This window comes from Achromobacter sp. LC458 (genome assembly GCF_001005835.2).
GTDB classification, from domain to species: domain Bacteria; phylum Pseudomonadota; class Gammaproteobacteria; order Burkholderiales; family Burkholderiaceae_B; genus Achromobacter; species Achromobacter spanius_B.
Map to the genome: position 1 here is coordinate 22,689 of NZ_LBHW02000001.1, position 25,697 is coordinate 48,385.

The window sequence follows — 25,697 nt, forward strand, 5'->3', positions numbered from 1 at the left end:
GGACTTACGCCTAAAATACGCGCTTTGGAATTGATAGACGGGAGTGGTCCATGCCGAAAACGGCAGCGACGCAACCCGGCCTGGTCGACCGTATTGCCCATGATATTCAGTCGGGCGTGTATGGTCCTGGCGCCTGGTTGAAACAGATCGACCTGCAAGAGCGCTATGACGCCAAGCGTTTGGACGTACGGCGGGCGCTGGACCAATTGGCTGCCAAGCGGCTGATTGCGCACATCCCGAATCGGGGCTATCACGTCTACGCGATGGACCCGGACGTGCATCACCAGATCCGCGATATCCGCATACTGCTGGAAAGCGGCGCGGCTGCGGACTTGATGCCGAACGTCACCGCCGCCAAGGTGCGCGCGCTGCGCGCGCTGGCCGAACGTTTCGCCAAGCTGCTGCAAGACGGCACCTTGTTGGAACAGTACGAGGTCAACCTGGCATTTCACGCGGCCATGTACGACATGTGCCGCAATCGCGAACTGGCCGCGTTGATCCAGGACACGCGGGCGCGTGGCCCCGCTGCGCCGGCCAAGGAATGGGTGACGCGATCGCGCATCGAAATCTCGGCGCGTGAACACTTCGACATGGTGGATGCGCTGGAAGCGCGCGATGTGAAGCGGTTGCAGAAAATCATCTCGCAACACGTCGGGCAGGATATTTCTTGATCGCTGTCTGCTGAACTATTTGCTTGCGGCGGCGTGAATCGCGGCGGCCCTTTATGCGAAGGGGCCGCCATTTTTTTTGCCCGTGGCTTTGCTTCAGGGATACCCCGTATGGCGGCACAAGCCAGAGCCGCCATAATTAGCAGATTATTTTGGCGCCAAAAATACGCGTGACATCTGCGCCGCACGCCGGGGAGTCTTCTGCATGCACCACCATTTCGTACCCAGAGCGCTCGCGCTGTCCCTGGCGCTTGGCGCCACCGCCGTTCCGGTCCACGCCGCCGTGTTGACCATCGCGCAACCGGCCGACATCCGCTCGACCAATCCGGGTGTCAACCGCGACAACACGACCGACGGCGTGGTGCTCAATATTGTTGAAGGGCTGGTCGGCTACCGCGAAGACGGCACCGTTGGCCCCTTGCTGGCCAAATCGGTCGATTTGTCGCCGGACGGGCTGACCTATACGTTCACATTGCGCGACGGCGTCAAATTCCATAACGGCGCCCCGCTGACCTCGGCGGATGTGCTGTGGAGCTGGCAGCGCTACATGGATGCCAAGACGGACTGGCGCTGCCGCAGCGACTTCGACGGCCGCAATGGCCTGAAGGTCACCGACGTAACCGCGCCGGATGCGAAGACCGTGGTGATGAAGGTGGACCGCAAGTCGGCGGTGTTCCTGGATTCCCTGGCGCGCACGGACTGCGGCATGACCGCCATTATTTCCAGGGACTCGGTGGCGGCGGACGGCACGTGGGTCAAGCCGATCGGCACCGGCCCGTACATGTTCAAGGAATGGAAGCGCGGCGAATACACGCTGCTGAGCGCGTTCAAGGACTACGTGTCGCCCTCGGGCGAGAAGCCGGATGGGTACGTGGGATCAAAGCGCCCGCTGGTGGACGAGGTGAAGTTCCTGGTGGTGCCGGACCCGTCCACGTCCAAGGCCGGGCTGATGTCCGGCGCCATTGACGCCAGCCAGATCACCAACACCGACGTCGGCGAACTGAAAAGCGTGAAGACGCTGACCGTGTTCAGCCCGCATGACGCCGTCAAGCACGTGTTGTTGTTCCAGACGCAGGACCCGGTGCTCAAGAACGTGAAGATGCGGCAGGCGATTGCCGCTTCGCTGGACATTCCGCAGGTGGTGGCGGCCGCGTCGGAAGGGCTGGGCCAATTGAACAATTCCGCGGTCTACGCGGGCTCGGCCTACTACAAGGACGCCGAGAAGAAGGGCTACAAGTACGACCCGGCGCGGGCGCAGCAGCTGCTGAAAGAAGCGGGCTACAAGGGCGAGCCGGTGGTGATCTATGCCAACAAGCGCGCCCACGTGCCCAGCTACCAGGTGGCGGTGATCGCGCAGGCGATGATGCAGTCGGTGGGTATCAACGCCAAGATCGAAGTGCTGGAATGGGCAACGCAGCTGGACCGCTACAACACCGGCAAATACCAGATCAGCTCGTTCTCGTTTTCGTCGCGGTTGGACCCCTCGTTAAGCTTCGAGCAGTTCTCGGGCGACAAGACCAAGCAGCCGCGCAAGGTCTGGGATGACCCGGCGGCGCAGAAGTTGATCGACGAAAGTTTCCTGGAGTCCGACCCGGGCAAGCGGCAGGCGATGTTCGATCAGCTGCATGCGTTGATGCTGGAACAGACGCCGATGCTGATGCTGTATAACGGCGCCGACGCGTGGGCAACGAATAAGCGCGTCGAGGGGTTCTCGGTATGGGAAGGCAAGCCGCGCGCCTGGGAGACCAAGGTGGTCGGCGCCAAGTAAGCGGGGCAGGGGCCGGCGCCCATTAAGGGCGTAGGCCCCTGATAACGGGCAGGCGGCGCGGCGCTACGGCCTTGCTGCGCCGCCCCATCCGTGCGTAGCGTTACGGCCCGACGCGTTCGACTTCCCACGCGCGCGGCTTCTTCACCGCCCAAGGCTGGTAGCCCTTGATGTTGCTGCGAAACGCGCCGATGTCCAGGCCGTTGTAGAGCGGGATGCTGGGCACATCGGCCAGGAACAGCTTGTGCAGCTGATCAAATGAAGCCTGTCGCTTGGCCCGGTCGGAATCCACCGAGGCGGCTTCCACCAGCTTCAGGGCGTCGGCGTTGTCCCACACTTTGCGCGGCTGCTTGGCCTTGTCGCCCGTCACCATCTCGTAGTTCAATGCCGCGTCCAGGCGCGCCGAATACGGGAACGTCATCATCTGGTAGGTGCCCGCGTTATAGCGGTCCAGCTGCGTGGCCCATTCAACAACGGACAACTGCGCATTGACGCCCACGGCTTGCAGCATCGCCTGCACGATCACGGCCGAGTTATACGACTGCGGATAGCGCTTGGTGGTCAGGATCGTCAGCGGCTGCCCCTTGTAGCCGGCCTCTTGCAACAGCTTGGCCGCCCGGGCCGGATCGTAGTCCCACCCCTGCTTTTGCGCGGCATCGTAGTAAGGCGACACCAGCGGCACGATGGAATTGTTGGGCTGCGCCAGGCCTTCGGTGACGGCGGCCGCCAGCTGTTTGTAGTCGATGGCATGGGCCAGCGCCAGGCGTAACTTGGGGTTGGCCAGCACCGGGTCTTTGGTCTGCAACAACAGCGCCGTCATGCTCATCACCGGGGCGTAGGCCACCTTCACGTTCGGGGTGTTTTGCAGCACCGGCACGTCGTTGTTGGAGACGTCTTCAATGATGTCGATGTTGCCGCGTTGCAGGGCGGCTTTGGCGGTGGAGTCGTCGGGCACGATCATGAAGCGCACTTCGTCCACCAGGGGGCGCTTGGACCCGGTGTAGCCGTCGCGCTTGCCGTCCAGGTTGGCGTAGCCGGCGAACCTGGTCAGGCGGATGTATTCGCCGCGCTTCCATTCGGCCAGCTCGAAAGGGCCGGTGCCGATGGGTTTGATCCAGGCGCCGTCCGCGCCCACTGAATCTCGCGAAAGTATGCCGGTGCCGCCGCAGTCGATGCGCGCCAGCGATGCCAGGAACAGGCTGGTGGGCTTGTCCAGGTGATAGACAACGGTACGCGCATCGGGCGCCTCGACGCGGGTGACCTTGACGCTGCCGCGCCCATCGAATTCGCTGGCGCAGCGCCAGCCGGAATTCGCGGCGTTGTAGTGCTGCCAGCTCCAGAGCACGTCGGCCGATGTCATCGGCTTGCCGTTGTGAAACGTCACGCCATCGCGCAAGGTAAATGTGTAGGTCTTGCCGTCGGGGCTGATGTCCACCGATTTGGCCAGCAGCGGACGCACCTCGGCATCTTCGCCATAGGCCACCAGCCCTTCAACAATATGCATGACGACCGCGTCGCTGTTGCTGTCGCGGTTGACGCCGGGTTCGGTGGAACGGATGTCGGCGGTCATCGAAATGCGCAGCGGCGGGGCGGGCTGCGCGCTGACGGGGCCGGCGGCGCCGGACAGCCCGGCAAGCGCCAGCGCAACCGCGGCGCCAAAATTGGGGTTTTTCATTGGAACTTCCTTCGGTTGCGCCGGCGCGCCAAGGATCAGGCGGCGGCCAGCAGTTCGGGTTCGGCGGTCAGGCTATAGCGCGTAAACGTGCGATTCAGCGCGGGCAGGGGCGCCACTTCCATCAGGCCGACGGCCGGCTCCATGACCACCATGGCGACCGTGGCGGAAAGATTGTCGTGGCTGCCGGGGCGCGGCGGGCGGCACACGGAATAGGGCGCGCCAAAATCATCGAACAGCGCGCGCTTGAGGTCCTCGCGCGTCAAGTCCGTTTTCCCGTTCAGCAGGCGGCGTACGCGCCAGTCGCGGTACGCGCTTTCGGGCGTGCTGGCGCGGCCGGTGTCGCGCAGCTTGGACAAGGCCACTTCGCTGACCCAGTGGTTGGCGTGCACGATCAGGTCGTCGCTGCCCGGATAGATGGGGAAGGCTTCATCGGTGGTGCATTCGTAGTCCACGCCAAACCCAGCCGCCATGCCCAGCATGATGTTGTTCGAGCAGGACTTGGCGGTTGTGGCCACGGCCTTGATCGCCAGCGCGAAATGCTGCTGCTCCAGCACCTTGCGACGAATTAGCGACAGCGGCACGCCCAGTTGGCGGAAGTCGCGGTCGGACTCCAGATAGTTGGCGGTAATGGAAACGCCCGCGCTGTTCAAGCCGCTGCGGGCCAGGCCACCGGCTTCGACGAACGTCAGGATGTCCGGGCCGTTGTCGCTGCGCACGCGCAGCACGATGGCAGTTTCGGCGCATTCCGCGCGCCAGTCCCAATTCTGCCCATGGATCAGGTTGCCGTTGGCCGAACGCGTGGGCAGGATCAGCGCGCCGGTGCAGCCGTCGCCGGGTTCCAGTTCGGCCGCTTTCTTCTTTTCGGCGCGCGCCTTGGCCACCACTTCCGTGCGCGCGTTGACCATCACGATGTCTTCGAACGGCACGTCGGCGCCCGCGGCGATGCCACGCATCTCTTCCAGATAGTGCGGCGCAAAGGCTTCGATCTCGCGCGCGAAATGGGCGATGAGCTCGGTGCGCGCCATGGCGTCGTAGCCCAGGTCGACCAGCGTCTGGCCGTACATGGCGGCGCTTTTGCGCACGCGCGCGGCAGCTTGCTGGCCGTAGGAACGGCCGCGGGCCTCGGGAGTGCCGGAAACCGATACGAAAGGAAATTGGGGAATCTGGGTCATGGACGGGGAGGCGGCGCCGCGCGCCGTGGGGTCGGGGAGGTGGAAGGGGAAAAAGGCAGGGAAGCAAGCTGCAAAAATGTTAGCTTATTTTGGCGCCAATATTGCTCAGGGTTTACCCAATGCGGGCGAAGATCCCCACGGCGCGACGGTTGGCAAAGGGCTTGCCACGGCGGGTGCCACAGGGGGGCCACAGCGAGTGCCACGGCGGGTGCCACAGCGAGTGCCACAGCAAGTGCCACAGCAGGGACGCTCGCGCGAACCGGCATGAAAAAGCCCCCGCGAATCCATCGCGGGGGCCAGCGTCGTCCGTTCAACAGCAAGCAGTTCAGAGTTGGCCGGCAGCCACCTCCGGCGCGCGGGTGGGCGACCCCATGGCCTGGAACAGCGCCGCTGTCTCCGTCAGCCGGGCGTTGGCGTATTCCAGTTCGCGCAGGCGCGCGGCCACGTAATGCTGTTCGGCCGCGTATTCGGTATAGGGCGCCAGCGCACCCAGGCGCACGCGGCTGGCCGTGTTGCGGTAAGACTGTTCGGCCGCGCGCCGCGAGGCCTCGGCCGAGGCCAGTGCCTGTCCGTCCGCGTCCAGACGCGCCAGGGTGTCGGCCACGTCCTGGAACGCCGTCAGTACCGTTTGCTTGTATTGCAGCACCGCCGCTTCGTAGCGTTCTTTAGCGGCGCGGCGCTCGGCCAGCAAGGCGCCGCCGTGGAAAATGGGCTGCGTCAAGGACGCGCCAATCGCCCAGATCGACCCCGCGCCGGACAGCGCGGCCGGCCAGCTGAAGCCGCCCTTGCCCATCGACGCGGACAACGACAGGCTGGGGAACAGCTGTGCGGTGGCCACGCCCACGTCGGCCGACGCGGCCTGCACCACGGCGTCCGCCACCAGGATGTCGGGGCGCGATGCCAATAGCTCGGACGGCACCACCACCGGCACCTGCGGCGGCACGGCCAGCGTGCTGAATGCCAGGTCGTCCGGCGCCTGGTCCGGGCGGCGGCCCAACAGCACGGCCAGCGCGTGGCGCGTGGCCTGCCATTGCGCGCGCAGGCCGGGCAGCGAGGCTTCCAGCGTGGCAGCGTCCTGGTCGGCGTCCAGCGCATCGTTTTGCGAAGCGGAGCCCAATTCGTAGCGGCGCTGCGTATCGCGCGCCACTTGCCGCAGCAGCACCACCTGCTTTTCGGTCAGCGCCACGCGTTCGGCCAGCGAGGCCGACGTGATGGCGCCGGTGACGATATTGCCGGCCAGCGACCGCCGGGCCGATTCCAGCCGGAACGCCTGCTGCTCAACCTGCGCCGCCAGGGACGCGTTGGCGAAACGCGCCGCGCCGAACAGGTCCAGGTCGTAAGTGGCCTGGATCTGGCCGGTGAACACGTTGTAGAGCGCCGTGGACTCGGGCAGATCGGGCATGGTCAGGGCGCGGTTGCGCGTGCCGCTTGCGCCCGCGTCCACCGACGGCAGCAGTGATGAATTGACCTGCGCGCGCAGTTGTTCGCGCGCGCCAGCCAGGTTGCGTTCCGCGGCGGCAAGGTTCGGGCTGTTGGCCAGCCCTTCCTGCACCAGGGCGTTCAGCGCGTCGGAACCATAGCGCTTCCACCACTCGGGCACGGGCCGCGCGCCCTGTTCGAATTGCTGTGCGACGCCCTGGGCCGTGGCGCCCTGCGGGGGCGGGGCTTCTACGCCGTATTGCGGGGGCGAGGCGGTTGCCGGGGGCTTGCTGTCCGGGGCGAACGCGCAGGCGCTCAAGGCCAGCGACAGAGCCGGCAACAGGGGCCGCAACAGGGGCCGCAACAAGGGCCGCAACAAGGGCCGAAACAAGGGCCGCGCCGGCGGCAGCCTGGAATAACGTGTGGGATGGGGCTTCATCATCAGGCTCCTCGTTGCAGCGTATCGGCCGCGTTGGCGCCGGGCGGCACGCCTTCGGGCTCGTCGCGCTCGTCATGGCGCACGCGGAACCATGCCGCGTACAAGGCCGGCAGGAAGAACAGCGTCAGCACCGTGGCGCTGGTAATGCCGCCCATCAAGGCCGTGGCCATCGGGCCGAAGAAGTTGCTGCGCAGCAGGGGAATCAACGCCAGCACGGCGGCGGCGGCGGTCAGCACGATGGGGCGGAAACGCCGCGCGGTGGCGCCCACGATGGCGTCCACGCGCTTGTGGCCGTTCAGGATGTCCTGCTCGATCTGGTCCACCAAAATCACCGAGTTGCGCATGATGATGCCGAACATCGCAATGACGCCCAGCATGGCCACGAAGCCGAATGGTTTGCCGAACAGCAGCAACGCCGCCACCACGCCGATCAGCCCCAGCGGCGCGGTCAACACCACCATCAGCACGCGCGAGAAGCTTTGCAGCTGCACCATCAACAGCGTCAGCACCGCCACCGCCATCAGCGGCATTTGCGCGTTGATGGACGATTGACCCTTGCCGCTTTCCTCGACCGGGCCGCCCACTTCAATGCGGTAGCCCACCGGCAGGTCCGCGCGGATGGCGTCCAGCTTCTTGTCGATGGCGTGGGTGACGTCGATGCCTTGCGCGCCGCTGGTCACATCCGCCTGCACCGTAATGGTGGGCTGGCGGTCGCGTTCCCAGATGACGCCGTATTCCAGGTCGTAGTGCACCTGGCCCAGGCTGCCCAAGGGCACGGGGCCATTGGGCGTGGGCATGGCCAACGTGGCGATGCGGGCGGGGTCCACGCGTTCTTCTTTCGGCGCGCGCAGGCTGACATTGATCAGCTTGTCGCGTTCGCGGTATTGCGTCACGGTGTAGCCCGACAGCGTCATCGCCAAAAAGTCGGACACATCGCTGGCGCTGATACCCAGCTCGCGCGCTTTTTGCTGGTCGATGTCGAATCGCACCGAGCGTTCCGAGGGTTCGTCCCAATCAAATTGCACGTTCACCGAGCGCGTGTCGGCGCGCACTTCGGCGGCGACCTTTTCCGCCACCGCGCGCACTTCCGAGATCTTGTCGCCACTGACGCGGAACTGCACCTGATAGCCGACGGGCGGGCCGTTTTCCAGGCGCGACAGGCGGGTGCGTATGGCCGGGAATTTTTCACGCAGCATGGGCTCAAGCCACTGGGCCAGCTGTTCGCGCTCTTCTACCGAGTGCGCGGTGATGACCAGCTGCCCGAAGTTCGGCGTGGGCAGTTGCTGATCCAGCGGCAGGTAGAAGCGCGGCGCGCCGGTGCCCACGAAGCTGACCGAATGGTCGATCTCGGGCCGGCCTTCCAGCGCTTTCTCCAACCGTTCGACCTGGCGCAGCGTGGCCGCGAACGACGCACCCTCTTGCAGCCGCACGTCCACCATCAGCTCGGTACGGTCCGAGCTGGGAAAGAACTGCTGGGGCACAAGCTTGAACCCCGCCATCGCCACGACGAAGATCACCACCGTGCCCGCCAGCACCCAGAAGCGGCGGTCCACGCACCACGCCACCCAACCGCGCAGACGCTGATAGAAGCGGGTGTTGTAGATATCGTGTTCGTGGTCGTGCGGCTGATGGGCTTCGCGCTTGCGCTCGGGCAGCAGCCGATAGCCCAGAAGCGGAATCAGCACCACCGCGGCAAACCACGAAGTGATCAGCGCAATGGCCGACACCTGGAAAATGGACCGCGTGTATTCGCCGGTGCTGGACTTGGCCAGCGCAATCGGCAGAAAGCCGGCCACGGTGACCAGCGTGCCGGTCAGCATGGGAAACGCGGTGCTGGTGTAGGCGAAGGCGGCGGCGCGCGCGCGGCTCCAGCCCTGTTCCAGCTTCACCGCCATCATTTCCACGGCGATGATGGCGTCGTCCACCAACAGGCCCAGCGCCAGCACCAAGGTGCCCAGCGACACCTTGTGCAGGCCGATGCCGAACATGTCCATGAACAGCGCGGTGATGGCCAGCACCACCGGGATGGAAATCACGACGACCATGCCGGTGCGCAGGCCCAGCGACACCAGGCTGACGATCAGCACGATGGCAACCGCTTCTGCCACCGAACGCAGGAATTCGTCAACGGAATCCGATACCGCGTCCGGCATGCTGGACACTTCCGTCAGCGTCAGGCCGGCGGGCAATTGCGCCTTGAGCTTGTCAAAGGTCTTGTCCAGCGCTTCGCCCAGGCGCACCACGTCCTGGCCCGGTTGCATGGTGATGCCGATGCCCAGCACGGGGTTGCCGTTAAAGCGCATCTGCTCGGTGGGCGGGTCGTCATAGCCGCGATGGATGGTGGCGATGTCGCCCAGGCGGATCGACTTGTCGTTGACGCGGATCAGCGTGTCGGCCAGCGCGCGGCTGTTTTCGAACTGTCCCGTCGGCCGCACGAAGATGCGGTCGTCGGCCGTGGTCAGGGTGCCGGCGCTGGACACCGCGTTTTGCGTGTTGATGGCCTGCGCGATCTGCTGAGGCGTCACGCCCAGACGGCTTAGCTGTGTATTGGAGATTTCGACATACACGTGTTCAGCCTGGTCGGCAAAGTAATCGACCTTGGCCACGCCCGGCACGCGCAGCAGCACGGTGCGCAGATTGTCGGCGTAATCGTGCAGTTGCGCGGGCGAAAAGCCGTCGCCATGCAGCGTGTAGATGTTGGTATAGACGTCGCCGAATTCGTCGTTGAAGAACGGGCCTTGCACGCCTTGCGGCAACGTGGCCTGGATATCGCCGACCTTCTTGCGCACCTGATACCACTGGTCGGCCACCGTGTTGGCGGGCGCCGAGTCTTTCATGGTGTAGAAGATCAGCGATTCACCGGGGCGGGAATAGCTGCGGAGAAAGTCCGTGTTGGCGGTCTCCTGTAGCTTCTTGCCGATGCGGTCGGTGACTTGTTCCTGCACCTGCTTGGCGGTCGCGCCCGGCCATAAGGTCTTGATGACCATCACGCGGAACGTGAAGGGGGGGTCTTCGGACTGGGCCAGCTTGGAATACGACAGCACGCCAAACAGCGTGACCAGCGTGATCAGGAAAATGACCAGCGGCTGGTGGCGCAGCGCCCAGGCCGACAGGTTGAACTTGCCTTCTTTGTGGTCGTGGCCGGGATCTTCGGCGGGTGCGCTCATGATGCGAAGTCCTCGGCGTGCAGGGGCGCCACGGGGCGCACCTTTTCACCGGCGGTCACGGTGTGCACGCCTTGCCAGACCACGCGTTCACCCGCCGACACGCCGCCGGTCAGCGTTACGGTGCGCGCGTCAAAGCGCAACACCTGTACGCGGCGCAGCTCCAGCGTGTCTTCCTTGGGTTTGACGATCCATACGGCGGGGTCCTTGCCGTCATGGAATAGCGCGGTGGCGGGCACGGTGTAGGTGGCCTGGTCGGCCGCGCCGTGATTGTCGAAGCTGATGTTGGCCGTCATGCCCAGCCGCACTTGCGGCGACGGCGATTCCAGCGTGAGCTTGACGCGGTAAGTGCGGCTTTGCGGGTCGGCGGCCGGCGCGATCTCGCGCAGCGTGGCCGTGAAGTTCTGGCCGGGCAGCGGGCCCAGCGTCACGTTGGCGCGTTGGCCGATCGTCAAACCGGCCAGTACGCTTTCCGGCACGTCGCAAATGGCATCGATGTCGCCCGCCCAGGCCAGCTGGTAGACGGGAGTGCCGGCCGCCACGTTCTGCCCGGTGTCGGCCTGTTCGGCGGTGATGACGCCCGCATGGTCGGCCTGCAGCGTCGTGTACTTGAGCTGGTCGGCCGACAGCGCCGCCTGCTGGGCGGCCTGATCGCGTTGGGCCAGGGCCGAGGCGTAGGCGTTGCGGGTCTGTTCCAGCTGGGTGGCGGCAATGAGGTTTTCGCGCGCTTGGGCGCGGTCGCGGTCCAACTGTTGGCGGGCGTAGTCCAGTTGATGCTGAGCGGCCGACAACTGGGCCTTGGCGGCCGCGGCGTTCTTGGTGGCGTCGGCCGGGTCGAGCTTGGCGACGACCTGGCCGGGCACGACGCTATCGCCCAGCCGAACCTGCCGCTCGATGATCTTGCCGCCTACGCGGAAGGAAAGCGGCGTGCTGTAGCGCGCCTGCACTTCGCCCGGCAACGTCCACGCCGGCAGCCGTTCATCCGCCTGCGTCGGCATGGCGACCACGGGACGCGGCGCCGGGGCCGGTTCTTCTTTGCGGCCGCAGGCCGAGAGGGCCAGCGCCAGCGCCAGTAGCGCGGGCAGCGTGATGCGGCGAGTCCATGGGGACGGAGCGGGCGTTGTCACGGTTGCGGCAAGGGGGCGCGCCGACGGTTGTGGGCTGGAGCCAGGAAAATTCACGAAATACCTCGCGGCGCGATAGGGGCGAAAAAGGGGAAGGCATCGGCGAGTCAAACTCGATACGGGCTGAATTCTAATGCGCATATGTATTCGGATACAAGACTGTATTTGAAATCGTGGCCGGTGCTAAACTCCCGCCATGTCAAAAGTGCGCTTAACCCGAGAGCAAAGCAGAGACCAGACGCGTCAGCGTCTGCTGGACGCTGCGCAATCGGTATTCCTTACCAAGGGCTTCGTGGCCGCCAGCGTCGAGGACATCGCCGAACTGGCGGGGTACACGCGCGGCGCCTTCTATTCCAATTTCGGCAGCAAGACCGAACTTTTCCTGCAATTGCTCAGGCGCGATCACGAAAAAGTGATGGCCGACATGCGCGCCATCTTCGAAGAAGGCGAAACGCGCCAGCAGATGGAAGCCAGCGTCGTCCAGTACTACAGCACCCACCACCGCGAAAACGATTGCTTCCTGCTCTGGATGGAAGGCAAGCTGCAGGCCGCGCGCGACCCCGATTTCCGTGTGGGTTTTACCGATTGCCTGCGCGAATTGCGCGCGGCCACCACGGAATACGTCCGCCAGTTTTCCGCGCATGTGGGCACTCCGCTGCCCATGCCGGCCGAACAATTGGCGATCGGGCTGCTGGCCCTGTCGGACGGCATGCAATTTAGCTACGCCTTTGATCCGCAAGGCGTGAGCCTGGAAATGACCGAGGCCGTGCTGGCCGGTTTTTTCCGCCGGGTGGTGTTTGGTGACTCGCAACCCGACGCGGCGCCCGCCGCCTTGCCGCCCGGGGCGCCAACTTCGGTCGGATAGCCTTGCCCTGGCCGCTGCATTGCGGCCACGAATCACCGATACAGATCGCCGATACACATTGTCAGCCGCATGCCGGCCGTGATAGTAATAACCGCGGCGCAACGGTCGGGCTGAGGGGGCCGGCGCCGAAATTCGCAACCCTGGGCGAAAGGAGCTGCTGCATGTCTTCAGAAACCCGACCATCCACCATCAACCGCCCGGTGTTCTTCCCGGCGGCGATCTTCACGCTGTTGTTGGTCGGATTCGCGATTCTTGCGCCCGAGCGTGCGCAAAGCCTTTTTGAATCCGTGCAGGGCTGGATCCTGGGCAACGTCAGCTGGTTCTACATCCTGGTCGTGGCCATCATCTTGCTGGCCGTGGTGTTCCTGGCCTTGAGCCGCTACGGCGACATTAAGCTCGGGCCGGACCATAGCGAGCCCGACTACCGCAATTTCACCTGGTTTGCGATGCTGTTTTCCGCGGGCATGGGCATTGGCCTGATGTTCTTCGGAGTTGCCGAACCGGTGATGCACTTCGTGTCGCCGCCGGTCGGCGAGGGCGGCACGGCCATCGCCGCGCGCGAGGCCATGAAGATCACGTTCTTCCATTGGGGCCTGCATGCGTGGGCGATCTATGCGGTGGTGGCGCTGATCCTGGCGTTCTTCAGCTACCGCCATGGGCTGCCGCTGACGCTGCGTTCGGCCCTGTATCCGCTGATCGGCAACCGCATCCACGGCCCCATCGGCCATGCCGTCGACATCTTCGCCATCATCGGCACGGTGCTGGGCGTGGCGACGTCGCTGGGCCTGGGCGTGGCGCAGATCAACAGCGGGCTGAACCACCTGTTCGGCGTCCCGGTCGGGGTGACGACGCAGATCATCCTCATCGTCGTCACTTGCGGCCTGGCCACGCTGTCGGTGGCCAGCGGTCTGGACAAGGGCATCCGCATCCTGTCCGAGACCAATCTGGTGCTGGCGGCCGTGCTGCTGCTGTTCGTGCTGGTGGTCGGCCCCACCGTGTTTCTGTTCCAGACCTTCGTGCAGAACACGGGCGCGTACCTGTCCGACATCGTCAACAAGACCTTCAACCTGTATGCCTACGAGCCCACCGACTGGATTGGTGGCTGGACCTTGTTCTACTGGGGCTGGTGGATTGCGTGGTCGCCGTTCGTGGGCCTGTTCATCGCGCGCATCTCGCGCGGGCGCACCATCCGCGAATTCGTCACCGGCGTGCTGCTTGTGCCGGCGGGGTTCACCCTGTTCTGGATGACGGTGTTTGGCGACACGGCCATCCACATGATCCTGGTGGACAAGGTGCAGGGCCTGGCCGAGGTGGTCGAAGCCGATTCGTCGCTGGCCCTGTTCGCCTTCCTGGAACATCTGCCCTGGAGCAGCGTGCTGTCGGTGGTGGCCATTGCGATGGTTGCGGTGTTTTTCGTAACCTCCGCCGACTCGGGCGCGCTGGTGGTTGACCTGCTGGCCTCGGGCGGGTCGGACCGCACGCCCGTGTGGCAGCGTATTTTCTGGTCGGTGCTGATGGGCGCGGTTGCCATCGCGCTGTTGCTCGCCGACGGGCTGACCGCCTTGCAGACGGCCACCATCGCCAGCGCGCTGCCGTTTTCGATCATCTTGCTGCTGTCCCTGTGGGGGCTGTTCAAGGCGCTGAAACTGGACGCCACCAAGCGCGGCATTCGCTATCAGTCCTTGACCTTGTCGCGCCCCGCGCGTGGCGGCCAATCGTGGGAACGTCGGCTGCGCAACATGGTGATGATGCCGCGCCGCTCGCACGTGCAGCGCTTTATCAGCGACGTGGTGCGGCCCGCGCTGGACGACGTGGCCGAGGAACTGCGCAAGCAGGGCTATGCGGTAGAAGTGCGCGAAGTCGAGGCCGACGGCAGCGCCATTCTTGAGGTCTCGCACGGCGAGCACCTGGACTTCTCGTATGCCGTGCAGCCCGAGGCGTTCGTGCGCCCCAGCCTGACGCCCGACGAAGCGGCCGACGAAGAAGAACGCAAGTACTTCCGCGCCGAAGTCCACCTGCGCGAAGGCGGGCAGGACTACGACATCATGGGCTGGAGCCGCGACGCCGTCATCGGCGACATCCTGGACCAGTACGAACGCCATCGCCATTACCTGCACATGGTCCGTACCTGACCGTCGGCCGGCCGCCTACCGCCCGGCCGACACGCCAACCCTGAAAACCGCCAGCCTTGTCTGGCGGTTTTTTTTCGCCCCTGTGCCGCCGCTGAAGGTCGATAGCGGCGCGCTATGCGGCGTATTGCAATGTCCACTTTGACGAAATGGGGCGAATCAAGGATTATCCAAGCTTATTCTTGGATAAATAAAGAGAAGATCATGAAGGCGAAATCTGGAGCCTGGGCCGTAGGGGCCCTTGTGCTGGCGGGGGCGTTGGCAGGTGGGTGGGCGTGGAAGGCGGGCCGCGCGCCGCAGCAGGGCGGGTGGGCGATGGCGCCGGCCAAGGTTGCGGTGGCGCCCGCTGTGCAGGCGGACTTTCCGATGGCGCTGACCGGCATCGGCTCGTTAGAGGCCACGCGCCAGGTGCAGGTGCCCGCCGAAGTGGATGGCCGGGTCACGCAGATTCTTTTCACGGCAGGCCAAACGGTGAAGGCCGGCCAACTGCTGGTGCAGATGAACGACGCGCCGGAACGCGGCGAGCTGGCGCGGCTGGAGGCGCAGGCCCGCAATGCGCGCGCCTTGTTGGAACGCACGCGCCGGCTACTGCCGCAACAGGCGGCCACGCGTGAACAGCTGGATCAGGCGCAGGCGGATTACGACCAGGCCGCCGCCGATATCCGGCGCGTACAGGCGCTGATCGAGCAAAAGCGCGTCAAGGCGCCGTTCGACGGCATGTTGGGCGTGCGCCGCGTGCATCTGGGCCAGTTCGCCCGCGCCGGCGATCCGCTGGTGTCGCTGACCGACGCTTCCACGCTGTACGCAAATATCACCCTGCCCGAACAGGCGCTGGGCGCCGTGCGCGCCGGCCAGACGGTGACGGTGACGGTGGATGCGTATGCCGACCGGCAATTTCCCGGTCAGGTCACCACCGTGGAACCGCAGGTGGACACCGGATCGCGCACCGTGCGCGTGCAGGCGACCTTGTCCAATGCCGATGGCGCGCTGGCCGCCGGCATGTTCGCGCACGGCCGCATCCGTTTGCCCGACCGGCCGAATGTGATCACGGTGCCGGAAACGGCCATCAGCTACAGCGCTTACGGCGATTCGGTCTACGTGCTGACGCCGCCCAAGCCGGGCGCGGCCGCCGCGCCCGACACGCCCGCCACGGTGCGGCAAGCCTACGTCAAGACGGCCGAGCGCCTGCATGGCCGGGTCGTTGTCACTGAAGGCCTGAACGCGGGCGATCAGGTAGTGACGTCGGGCCAGCTTCGCCTGCACAACGGCGCGGCCGTTGACGTGACCGGCACAGACACCGTCGCGTTGGGCGCACCGGCGGAGGCATCATGACATTTACCGATCTTTTCGTGCGCCGGCCCGTGCTGGCGCTGGTGGTCAGCACGCTGATCCTGTTGCTGGGCATCAAGGCGTTAAGCGGCCTGCCGGTGCGGCAGTACCCGCTGACCGAAAGCACCACCATCACCATCACCACCCAATACCCGGGCGCCTCGCCCGACCTGATGCAAGGCTTCGTCACGCAGCCCATCGCGCAATCAGTCGCTACGGTGGAAGGCATCGACTACCTGTCGTCCTCGTCCACCCAGGGCCGCAGCGTGATCACGGTGCGGATGAAGTTGAACGCCGATTCCAACAAAGCCATGACTGAGGTGATGGCCAAGGTCAACGAGGTGAAGTACCGGCTGCCGCAGGACGTGTACGACCCCGTGCTGGTCAAGTCGGCGGGCGAGGCGACCGCCGTCGCCTATGTGGGGTTTGCCAGTTCGACGCTGTCGCTGGCGGCATTGACCGATTATTTGTCGCGCGTGGTGCAGCCGCAGCTGTCCTCGATTGACGGCGTGGCCAGCGTGGAACTGTATGGTGGCCAAAAGCTGGCCATGCGCGTCTGGCTGGACCCGGACCGCATGGCCGCGCGCGGTATCTCGGCGGGCGAACTGGCGCAGGCGCTGCGCGATAACAACGTGCAGGCCGCGCCGGGCCAGGCCAAGGGCCTGTACGTGGTGTCCAACATCCAGGTCAATACCGACCTGGTCAATGTGGCGCAATTTCGCGACCTGGTCGTCAAGCGCGACGGCGACGCCATCGTGCGGCTGGGCGACGTGGCCACCGTGGAATTGGGCGCGGCATCCACCGATTCCAGCGGCTTGATGGACGGCGAACCCGCCGTCTACTTCGGCCTGAACGCCACGCCTGTGGGTAACCCGCTGGTCATCGTCAAGCGCTTGCAGGAACTGTTGCCCAACATCAAGCAGAACCTGCCGCCGGGCACCAGCGTGCAAGTGCCGTTTGAGCTGGCCCGCTTTATCAGCGCGTCGATCGATGGCGTGATGCAGACGCTGCTGGAAGCCATCGCCATTGTCGTGGTGGTGATCTTTCTTTGCCTGGGCTCGTTGCGCGCGGTGCTGATCCCCGTGGTCACCATCCCGCTTTCCATGCTGGGCGGGGCGGCGATCATGGCGCTGTTCGGCTTCAGCGTGAACCTGCTGACCTTGCTGGCGATGGTGCTGGCCATTGGGCTGGTGGTGGACGACGCCATCGTGGTTGTGGAAAACGTGCATCGACACATCGAAGAAGGAAAATCGCCCGTGCGCGCGGCGTTGATCGGCGCGCGAGAAGTTGCCGGGCCGGTGATCGCCATGACCATCACGCTGGCTGCCGTGTATGCGCCCATCGGGCTGATGGGCGGGCTGACCGGGTCGCTGTTCAAGGAGTTTGCCTTTACGCTGGCCGGCGCGGTGGTGGTGTCCGGCGTCATTGCGCTGACCTTGTCGCCCGTCATGAGTTCGTTCCTGCTGAACCGCGACGTGTCGGAAGGCAAGATGGCGCGCAACGCCGAGCGGATGTTCGGCCGGCTGGGCAAGGCCTATGGGCGCGTGCTGGACGTGTCGTTGCGGCATCGTTGGGTGACGGGGCTGATCGCCGTGGCGGTGCTCGTCAGCCTGCCGTTCCTGTACAACGCCGCGCAGCGCGAGCTGGCGCCGGTCGAAGACCAATCCACCGTGCTGACCGCCATCAAGTCGCCGCAGCACGCCAATATCGACTACGTAGAAAAGTTCGGCAAGAAGTGGGACGACGTGATGAAGACCGTGCCCGAGCAAAAAGGGCGCTGGCTGATCAACGGGTCGGACGGCGTGTCCAACAGCATCGGCGGTGTGGACTTCGTGGACTGGCAAGACCGCAAGCGCAACGCCGATGCCATCCAGGCCGACATGCAATCGCTGGCCAATCAGGTAGAAGGCAGCAACATCTTTGCGTTCCAGTTGCCGTCGTTGCCCGGGTCCACCGGCGGCCTGCCCGTGCAGATGGTGCTGATGAGCGCGGCCGATTACCGCGTCGTCTACGAGGCCATGGAAAGCTTGAAGCAGGCCGCGCGGGCCAGCGGGCTGTTCATGGTGGTGGACAGCGACCTGGACTACAACAACCCGGTGGTGCAACTGACGGTGGACCGCGCCAAGGCCAACAGCCTGGGCGTCACCATGAAAGACATCGGCGATACGCTGGCGGTGCTGGTGGGCGAAAACTATGTCAACCGCTTCGGCATGGACGGGCGCTCGTATGACGTCATTCCGCAAAGCCGTCGCGATCTGCGTATGTCGCCACAGGCCTTGGCGCAGTTCCACGTCAAAAGCGCCAGCGGCGCGCAGGTGCCCCTGTCGAACCTGGTGTCGGTTTCCATGGGCGTGGAGCCCAATTCGCTGACGCAGTTCAACCAGTTGAACGCCGCCACGTTCCAGGCCATCCCGATGCCCGGCGTCACCATGGGCGACGCGGTGACATTCCTGTCGGAGCAGGCAAAAAACCTGCCCGCCGGCTTCAGCTATGACTGGCAATCGGATGCGCGCCAGTTCAGCCAGGAAGGGTCGGCACTGATGATTACGTTCCTGTTCGCCATCATCGTCATCTATCTGGTGCTGGCCGCGCAGTACGAAAGCCTGCGCGACCCATTCATCATCCTGGTCAGCGTGCCGATGTCGATCTGCGGCGCGCTGATTCCGCTGGCGCTGGGCATGGCCACCGTGAACATCTATACGCAGATCGGGCTGGTGACGCTGATCGGCCTGATCAGCAAGCACGGCATCCTGATGGTGGAATTCGCCAACGAAATGCAGGTCAGCCACGGGCTGGATCGGCGCGCGGCAATGGAGCAGGCCGCCCGCATCCGCTTGCGTCCCATCCTGATGACGACGGCGGCGATGGTGATGGGGCTGATCCCGTTGCTGTTCGCCACGGGGGCGGGCGCGCACAGCCGTTACAGCCTGGGCCTGGTCATCGTGGTGGGATTGCTGGTGGGCACGTTGTTCACGTTGTTCGTGCTGCCCACCGTCTACACCGTGCTCGCGCGTGACCACCGCGCCGCCAGCGACACGCCGCGCGCGCGGGAACTGGCCATGGCGCAAGCCGAAGACGGCCGCGCTGCCATCTCGCATTAAGGAGCCAACCATGATTGAAGTTTCCGCATCCGCACCGCTGCGCCGCCCGGCCCTCGGTGCCGGCCCCGAACGCGCGATTCGCCACGCCTTCGTCTTTGGACTCGAACGTCCGCGCCGCGCGGCCGCCGTGCTGCGGTCAACGCTGCTGGCGCTGACACTGGCACTGGCGCTGGCGTTGGCCGGCTGCGCCGTGGGCCCCGACTACCAACGCCCACAGGACGCGCCGGTGGTGCTGGCCAGCCCCGAGCAGGCGCTGTTTTCCTCCGACGCGCTGCAACGCGACTGGTGGAGGCAACTGCAAGACCCCCAGCTGGACCAGTTGGTGGACTTGGCCTTGAACCGTAATCACGACATCCGGATCGCCCAGTCTCGCCTGGCGGAGTCGCGCGCCGTGCTGGACGAAAAAGAACTGGATCGCTTGCCCGCCGTGACGCTGGACGGGCGCTATGAACGCAGCCTGTCGCAGGCCAACGCGGGCACGGCCGGCCAGCGCAACCTGGCCCAAAGTTATCGGGCCGGTTTTGACGCCACCTGGGAACTGGACCTGTGGGGGCGGCTACGCCAAGCGGCCGACGGCGCGGCGGCGCGCAGCCAGGCGCAGGCGGCGGATCTGGCCCAGACGCGCATCGTGGTGGCGGCCGAGGTCGCCCGCAATTACTTCGAACTGCGCGGCGCCGAGCAGCGCCTGGCCGTGGCGCGCGCCAACCTGGAAAGCCAGCGCGACAGCCTGCGTGTGACCCAGGCGCTGGTGCAAGCCGGGCGGGGCGACGAGGGCGATCTGGCCAGCGCGCGGGCCGAACTGGAAACCGTGCAGGCCAGCGTACCCGTGCAAGTCACGGCCAAGCGGCTGGCGCAGTATCGGCTGGCGGTATTGGCTGGGCTGCGGCCGGTAGAACTGGCTGAACTGGGTGCCGGCAAGCCGCCGACCCCGTTGGCAACGCGCCTGCCCATCGGGGACGTGGCGGCGCTGCTGTCGCGTCGGCCGGACGTTGCCGCTGCCGAGCGCAATATGGCCGCCGCCAATGCAGACATAGGAGTGGCCACGGCGGAGCTTTATCCCCGCATCGACCTGGGCGGGTTCCTGGGTTTTGTGGCGTTGCGTGGTGCCGATTTCGGCGCGACGTCCAGCCGGGCGTTCAGCGTGGCATCGGGCGTGAACTGGCCGGCCTTGCACCTGCCGACGGCGCTGGCCAGACAGCGCGCGGCCGTCGCCCGTGCCGACGGGGTGGTGGCGCGCTACCAGCAAACGGTGCTTCAAGCGGTGCAAGAACTGGAGTCGGCGCTGACCGAGTTTGGCCAGACCCAACAGCGCTTGGGCAATCTGGCGCAGGCGGCGGCGCACAGCCGGCGCGCGGCGGAACTGGCGCAGCTGCGCTATCGCGAGGGGAGTGCGCCGTATTTGACGGTGCTGGACGCGCAGCGTACGCTTTTGCGCGCCCAGGACGCCGTGGCGGTTGCTGAAACGGATTCCTATACCCGTCTGGTGGCGCTGTACAAGGCGCTGGGAGGCGGCTGGGAGGCGGAGGCGGCGATGTGAGGCGATGACCTGAGGCGCTGACCTGAGGCGCTGAATTTGGCGCCGGAGGTTGGCTTCCGAGGCGGGCGCTGAAGGCCGGCGCTGACGCAACCCGCTGATGGGCCGCCAAGTTCATGGCACCATAGGAACCTTACGCCCGGAGTATCGTTATCGTCATGTCCGACAGCCCGTCCCACCCCGTCACGTGGATGCCGCATCAGCCGGCGGACCGCGTGTTGATGACCTTGAAGACGCGCGGCCCGCAGTCGGTTGCGGTCATCGCCAAGGCCATGGATGTGACCGCCGAAGCAGTGCGTCAGCAAATGACGCGGCTGCATGCAGACGGGCTGGTCGACTCCGAAAGCCACAGCGCCGGGCGCGGCCGGCCTACCCAGATCTGGTTCCTGACCGATGCCGGCCATGGCCGCTTTCCCGACACGCACGCCGAAATGACGGTGCAGATGATCGGGGCCGTGCGCCAGGTGTTCGGCGAGGACGGCGTGGACAAGCTGATCCAGGCGCGCGAGGCCTCCATGTTGGAAGGCTACCAACGCGCGATGGCGGGCGCGCACGACCTGCCATCCCGTCTGGACCGCCTGGTGCAGGTGCGCTCGTCCGAAGGCTATATGGCCGAATTGCGCAAGGACGGCGCCGACTTCCTGTTTATCGAAAACCACTGTCCGATCTGTTCGGCGGCCAAGGCCTGTATGGGCTTTTGCCGCAGCGAGCTGGATCTGTTTCGGAAAGTGCTGGGCACGGACGTGCAGGTGGATCGCGAAGAACATATCCTGAGCGGCGCGCGCCGCTGCGCCTACCGCGTGCGCCAGCAAGGGCCCGCCCTACAATCCGCGCATGACTCTCAAGCAACTTGAAGCGTTCTACTGGGCCGCTACCTGCGCCAGCTTTGCCGTGGCCGCTGAACGGCTGCACCTGTCGGTGTCGTCGCTATCCAAACGCATCACCGAACTTGAGGACGCGCTGGGCCGGCCGTTGTTTGACCGCAGCGGCCATAAGGCCGCGCTGACCGACGCCGGCCAGCGCCTTGTGCCGCAGGCGCGGGAATTGCTGGCCGCCGCCGACCAGGTGCGGGCGTCCATGGCGGAAACACCCGGGCTGCGCGGCCGCTGCCGCTTCGGCGTGGGCGAATTGACCGCCCTGACCTGGCTGCCACGCCTGATCGGCGTGGTGCGGGCCGCCTATCCCGACCTGGTGCTGGAGCCGTATGTGGACATCGGGCAGGTGCTGGAGCAGCGCGTGGCCGATGGCGAGCTGGATTTTGCCGTCATCGCCGGCCGGTCTTCGCGAGCGAATATCGCCTCGACTCCGATCGGCCAGGCCCGCTTTGCCTGGGCGGCGGCGCCCGCCGCCTTGGGCTCGGACACCCGCATGACGCCCGCGCTGCTGGCCCGCCTGCCGCTGGTGACGTTGCCGGCCGGCGCGGGCACGACCCGCATCATCGATGACTGGCTGGCCGGGCGCGATGCCGCGGGCGAACGGCTGTGCTGCAACAACTGGGGGGCCATTGTCGGCCTGCTGATCGAAGGCACCGGGGTAGGGCTGATACCCGAACACTGGGCCCAGGCCCTGCAAGCGGAAGGCAGCTTGCGCGTGCTGCAAGGCGACCCCGAACCGGCCGCCTTGCCGTATTCGTTCCAGTACCGGCGCGACGACGCGCGGCCGCTGGTTGCCCGGTTGCGCGAGTCCGTGACGGCGGCGGTGGACTTTTCCGCACCTTGCCGCCTGCCTTGATTGCCCAGTCACCCGGCGTCCGCGAGGCGGCCGGTCATGGGGCGTGTTTAGCAGCCAGACAGCCGCCGCTCTATACAATCGCCGCGCGCCTGGCGCAGAATTCCACAGATGCAACGACGGAGAACACTCATGCGTAAACTTTGCCTCGCCATGGCCATGGCGGGAATGCTGGCCAGCGGTCTGGCGCAAGCCCAGTCCACCCTGCGTATCGGTCTGCAAGACGACCCGGACGTGCTGGACCCGGTGCGTGCGCGCACCTTCGTGGGCCGCATCGTCTTTGCCTCGCTGTGCGACAAGCTGGTCGACATCACCCCCGACCTGAAGATCGTGCCCCAGTTGGCGCAGTCTTGGACGATCGGCCCGGACAACAAAACGCTGACGTTCAAGCTGCGCACCGATGCCGTGTTCCATGACGGCACGCCGGTCAATGCCGCGGCGGTCAAGGCCAACCTGGACCGCGCCCGCACGCTGCCGGACAGCAACCGCAAGAGCGAACTGGCCACCGTCGCCAGCGTGGACGCGCCCGATGCCAACACCGTGGTGCTGACCCTGTCCGAGCCGGATGCCTCGCTGCTGTCGCAGCTGTCGGACCGCGCGGGCATGATGATGTCGCCGGCCAGTTTCGACAAGGATCCTGGCAGCAAGCCGGTGTGTTCCGGCCCGTATCAATTCAAGGAGCGCGTGCAGAACGACCGCATCGTGCTGGAGAAATTTCCCAAGTACTGGGACGCCGCCAACTTCCATTTCGACCGTCTGGTCTACACGCCGATCCCCGACAACACCGTGCGCCTGAACAATCTGCGCGCCGGTGACCTGGACATCATCGAACGCGTGGCGCCCAGCGACGCCAAGGCGGTCAAGGACGACGGCAACCTGCGCCTGGCGCCGGTGACGGGCCTGGGCTTCCAGTCGATCTCGGTCAACCTGGGCAACGGCGCGCGCGCCAACAACCCGCTGGCCAAGGACAAGCGCGTGCGTCAGGCGCTGGACCTGGCCATTGACCGCGACGTGCTGAACCAGGTGATCGGTGAAGGCATGTTCCAACCCGCCTACCAGCCGTTCCCGCCCGCCAGCTTTGCCTACAACACCGCTTTCGAACACAAGGGCCGCGACCCGAAGAAGGCGCAGGCGTTGTTGAAGGAAGCCGGCTATGACCGCGTGAAGTTCGAAATCACCTTCGGCAACAATACGACCATGCAGCAAGTGTTCGAACTGGTGCAGGCCATGGGTGCCGAAGCCGGTTTCGACATTACGCTGCGCCCGGTGGAATTCGCGTCGTTGCAATCGTCGCTGGCGCGCGGCGACTTTGAAGTGGGTCAAAGCGGTTGGTCGGGCCGGGTCGATCCCAGCGGCAATATCCATCAATACGTCAGCTGCAAGGGCAACCTGAACGACGGCAAGTTCTGCGACGCAGGCGTGGACAAGCTGCTGAACGATGCGCGCGGCGAGGCCGACACGGCCAAGCGCCGCGCGCTGTACGACCAGGTGCTGACCAGCATGCAGGACCAGCGCCCCATCGTTTACCTGTTCTATCTGCCGTGGACCTTCGGCGTGCAAAAGAAGGTTGAAGGCTTTGTGCCTTACCCCGATGGCCTGATCCGCCTGAAGGGCGTGACCGTCGCCAAGAAGTAAGCCGGGCGGCCAACGACGGGATCCGGAATCGGATCCCGTTTTTCTTACTTGCGGGCGGCGTGCGCCGCCGCTACAGGAAGCATCATGTTTACGACTCGCCCGGAAATCCTTGGCACCTTTGGTGTCGTGACCTCTACCCATTGGCTGGCCAGCGCGGCCGGCATGTCGCTGCTGGAACGCGGCGGCAACGCGTTCGACGCCTGCGCGGCGTCGGCCTTCGTGCTGCAAGTGGTTGAGCCGCATCTGGTCGGCCCCGCCGGCGAAGTGCCGGCCATCTTCTATTCGGCGCGCACGGGCAAGCTGGAAGTGCTGTGCGGGCAGGGCACGACGCCGGCGGCGGCCACGCTTGAGCGATACCGCGCCGAAGGGCTGAAGCTGATTCCGGGCAACGGCCTGTTGGCCACCGTGATCCCGGGCGCATTCGACGCCTGGATGCTGCTGCTGCGCGACCACGGCACGATGCGCGTGCGCGATGTGCTGGAACCGGCCATCTATTACGCCGAGCACGGCCATGCGCTGATGCCGCGCATCTCCAACACCATCGCGGGCCTCAAGGATTTCTTTGAAACCCATTGGCCCACTACCGCGGCCGTCTACGTGCCCGGCGGCAAGGTGCCCGAAGCGCGCAAGCTGTTTCGCAATCCGGCCTTGGCGCGCACGTGGACACGCGTGCTGAAAGAGGCGGAGAGCGTGGGCGCTGACCGTGAACGCCAGATCGAGGCGGCGCGGGACGCCTTCTACCGGGGCTTCATCGCCGAGGAAATCGACCGATTCGCGCGCAATACCGACGTCATGGACGAAAGCGGCGCGACGCACCGAGGCGTCATCACGGCCGACGATCTGGCCGGCTGGTCGGCCAGCTACGACACGCCGCTGACCTACGACTACCACGGCTACACGGTCGCCAAGGCCGGCGCCTGGAGCCAGGGCCCGGTATTCCTGCAAACGCTGGCGTTGTTGAAGAACATGGACCTGGCGGGCGTGGGGCCGAACAGCGTTGAATTCATCCACCGCGTTACCGAGGCGATGAAGCTGGCTTTCGCCGACCGCGAAGCCTATTACGGCGACCCGGCTTTCATCGACGTGCCGCTGGCGCACCTGCTGTCGGACGCCTACAACGACGAGCGCCGCGCATTGATCGGCGAGACCGCCTCGCACGATCTCTTGCCCGGCCAGGTGCCTGGCTTCGAAGCGCAGGTGGCGCGCGTGATGGACACGCTGGAACGCCTGTCCCCGGTGTCCGCGCCTGGCAGCGCCACCAACGAGCCCACGCTGGCCGATATGCGCGCATCGGCCAAGCGCGGCGACACGACGCATGTGGATGTGATCGATCGCTGGGGCAACATGATTTCGGCCACGCCGTCGGGTGGCTGGTTCCAGTCGTCGCCGGTGATACCCGAACTGGGCTTTGGCCTGAACACGCGCGCGCAGATGTTCTGGCTGGAAGAGGGCTTGCCGGGCACGCTGGCGCCGGGCAAGCGCCCGCGCACGACGCTGACGCCGTCTTTGGCGCTGCGCGATGGCAAGCCGTACCTGGCCTTCGGCACGCCGGGCGGGGATCAGCAGGAACAATGGCAGTTGCTGTTCTTCCTGCGTCACGTGCATCATGGGCTGAATCTGCAGGAGGCCATCGACCTGCCGATGTCGCACACCATGCACTTCCCGACATCGTTTTATCCGCGTGATCGCAAGCCGGGCCATCTGGCGCTGGAGGCAAGCTTTGGCGCCGACGTGATCGACGGCCTGCGTCAACGCGGTCATCAAATCGAGGAATTGCCGGAGTGGTCGGTTGGCCGCTTGACGGCGGCCTCGCGCGATGAAGACGGGCTGCTACATGCAGCCGCAACGCCGCGCCTGATGCAGGCGTACGCCATCGGCCGTTGATCCTGGGGGAACGGGCCCGGCCGCGCGAGGCCCGTTGATTCGGACCGGGCGTGCATGCCGCCTTGC

16 protein-coding genes are annotated in these 25,697 nt (G+C 65.6%); 11 read left to right on the forward strand and 5 right to left on the reverse strand.

Going from position 1 to position 25,697, the window contains the following annotated elements; all coding sequences use genetic code 11:
• Positions 1-50: 50 nt before the first annotated feature.
• Together YH64_RS00125 and YH64_RS00130 are read left to right on the forward strand one after the other, a co-directional pair.
• Positions 51-671: a GntR family transcriptional regulator gene (locus YH64_RS00125; protein WP_046802519.1), complete on the forward strand. Its 621-nt coding sequence runs from the start codon at positions 51-53 to the stop codon at positions 669-671.
• A gap of 202 nt (positions 672-873) precedes the next feature.
• A complete protein-coding gene (locus YH64_RS00130; protein ID WP_046802520.1) occupies positions 874-2,436 on the forward strand; it encodes an ABC transporter substrate-binding protein in 1,563 nt (520 codons plus the stop codon).
• Between the two features lie 100 nt (positions 2,437-2,536).
• On the opposite strand, the gene YH64_RS00135 is transcribed toward YH64_RS00130, so the two are convergent.
• The 5 genes from YH64_RS00135 to YH64_RS00155 all read right to left on the reverse strand — a co-directional run bounded on the left by YH64_RS00135 (position 2,537) and on the right by YH64_RS00155 (position 11,429).
• Positions 2,537-4,108, reverse strand: a complete 1,572-nt coding sequence (locus YH64_RS00135) for an ABC transporter substrate-binding protein (protein WP_046802521.1) — start codon at positions 4,106-4,108, stop codon at positions 2,537-2,539.
• 35 nt (positions 4,109-4,143) lie between these two features.
• Entirely contained in the window at positions 4,144-5,280 is a 1,137-nt protein-coding gene (locus tag YH64_RS00140; protein WP_046802522.1) for a C45 family peptidase, read from the reverse strand.
• Between the two features lie 325 nt (positions 5,281-5,605).
• Positions 5,606-7,141, reverse strand: a complete 1,536-nt coding sequence (locus tag YH64_RS00145; protein ID WP_255444047.1) for an efflux transporter outer membrane subunit — start codon at positions 7,139-7,141, stop codon at positions 5,606-5,608.
• Complete coding sequence (locus tag YH64_RS00150; RefSeq protein ID WP_046802523.1) at positions 7,141-10,305, reverse strand: efflux RND transporter permease subunit; 3,165 nt, start codon at positions 10,303-10,305, stop codon at positions 7,141-7,143. The genes YH64_RS00145 and YH64_RS00150 overlap by 1 nt, the downstream gene beginning before the upstream one ends.
• Positions 10,302-11,429 carry an efflux RND transporter periplasmic adaptor subunit gene (locus YH64_RS00155; RefSeq protein WP_046802524.1) on the reverse strand — a complete coding sequence of 376 codons (1,128 nt, stop codon included), beginning with the start codon at positions 11,427-11,429 and terminating at the stop codon, positions 10,302-10,304. The genes YH64_RS00150 and YH64_RS00155 overlap by 4 nt, the downstream gene beginning before the upstream one ends.
• 193 nt (positions 11,430-11,622) lie before the next feature.
• Between YH64_RS00155 and YH64_RS00160 the strand changes: the two genes are divergently transcribed.
• The 9 genes from YH64_RS00160 to YH64_RS00200 all read left to right on the forward strand — a co-directional run bounded on the left by YH64_RS00160 (position 11,623) and on the right by YH64_RS00200 (position 25,631).
• Complete coding sequence (locus YH64_RS00160; protein WP_046802525.1) at positions 11,623-12,291, forward strand: TetR/AcrR family transcriptional regulator; 669 nt, start codon at positions 11,623-11,625, stop codon at positions 12,289-12,291.
• A 161-nt stretch (positions 12,292-12,452) separates the two neighbouring features.
• A complete protein-coding gene (locus YH64_RS00165; protein ID WP_046802526.1) occupies positions 12,453-14,423 on the forward strand; it encodes a choline BCCT transporter BetT in 1,971 nt (656 codons plus the stop codon).
• Positions 14,424-14,624: 201 nt separating this feature from the next.
• Positions 14,625-15,752, forward strand: a complete 1,128-nt coding sequence (locus YH64_RS00170; protein WP_046802527.1) for an efflux RND transporter periplasmic adaptor subunit — start codon at positions 14,625-14,627, stop codon at positions 15,750-15,752.
• Positions 15,749-18,850 carry a MexW/MexI family multidrug efflux RND transporter permease subunit gene (locus YH64_RS00175; RefSeq protein WP_046802528.1) on the forward strand — a complete coding sequence of 1,034 codons (3,102 nt, stop codon included), beginning with the start codon at positions 15,749-15,751 and terminating at the stop codon, positions 18,848-18,850. Before YH64_RS00170 ends, YH64_RS00175 begins: the two co-directional genes overlap by 4 nt.
• A gap of 10 nt (positions 18,851-18,860) precedes the next feature.
• A complete protein-coding gene (locus YH64_RS00180; RefSeq protein WP_082134314.1) occupies positions 18,861-20,387 on the forward strand; it encodes an efflux transporter outer membrane subunit in 1,527 nt (508 codons plus the stop codon).
• 155 nt (positions 20,388-20,542) lie between these two features.
• The gene (locus YH64_RS00185; RefSeq protein ID WP_046802529.1) at positions 20,543-21,238 is read left to right on the forward strand and encodes a metalloregulator ArsR/SmtB family transcription factor; all 696 of its coding nucleotides are present in this window, start codon (positions 20,543-20,545) and stop codon (positions 21,236-21,238) included.
• Complete coding sequence (locus YH64_RS00190) at positions 21,219-22,115, forward strand: LysR family transcriptional regulator (RefSeq protein WP_046802530.1); 897 nt, start codon at positions 21,219-21,221, stop codon at positions 22,113-22,115. Before YH64_RS00185 ends, YH64_RS00190 begins: the two co-directional genes overlap by 20 nt.
• Before the next feature lie 129 nt (positions 22,116-22,244).
• On the forward strand, positions 22,245-23,747 hold the full coding sequence (locus YH64_RS00195; RefSeq protein ID WP_046802531.1) for an ABC transporter substrate-binding protein: 1,503 nt from the start codon (positions 22,245-22,247) through the stop codon (positions 23,745-23,747).
• Positions 23,748-23,831: 84 nt separating this feature from the next.
• Complete coding sequence (locus YH64_RS00200; protein ID WP_046802532.1) at positions 23,832-25,631, forward strand: gamma-glutamyltransferase family protein; 1,800 nt, start codon at positions 23,832-23,834, stop codon at positions 25,629-25,631.
• Positions 25,632-25,697: the final 66 nt, after the last annotated feature.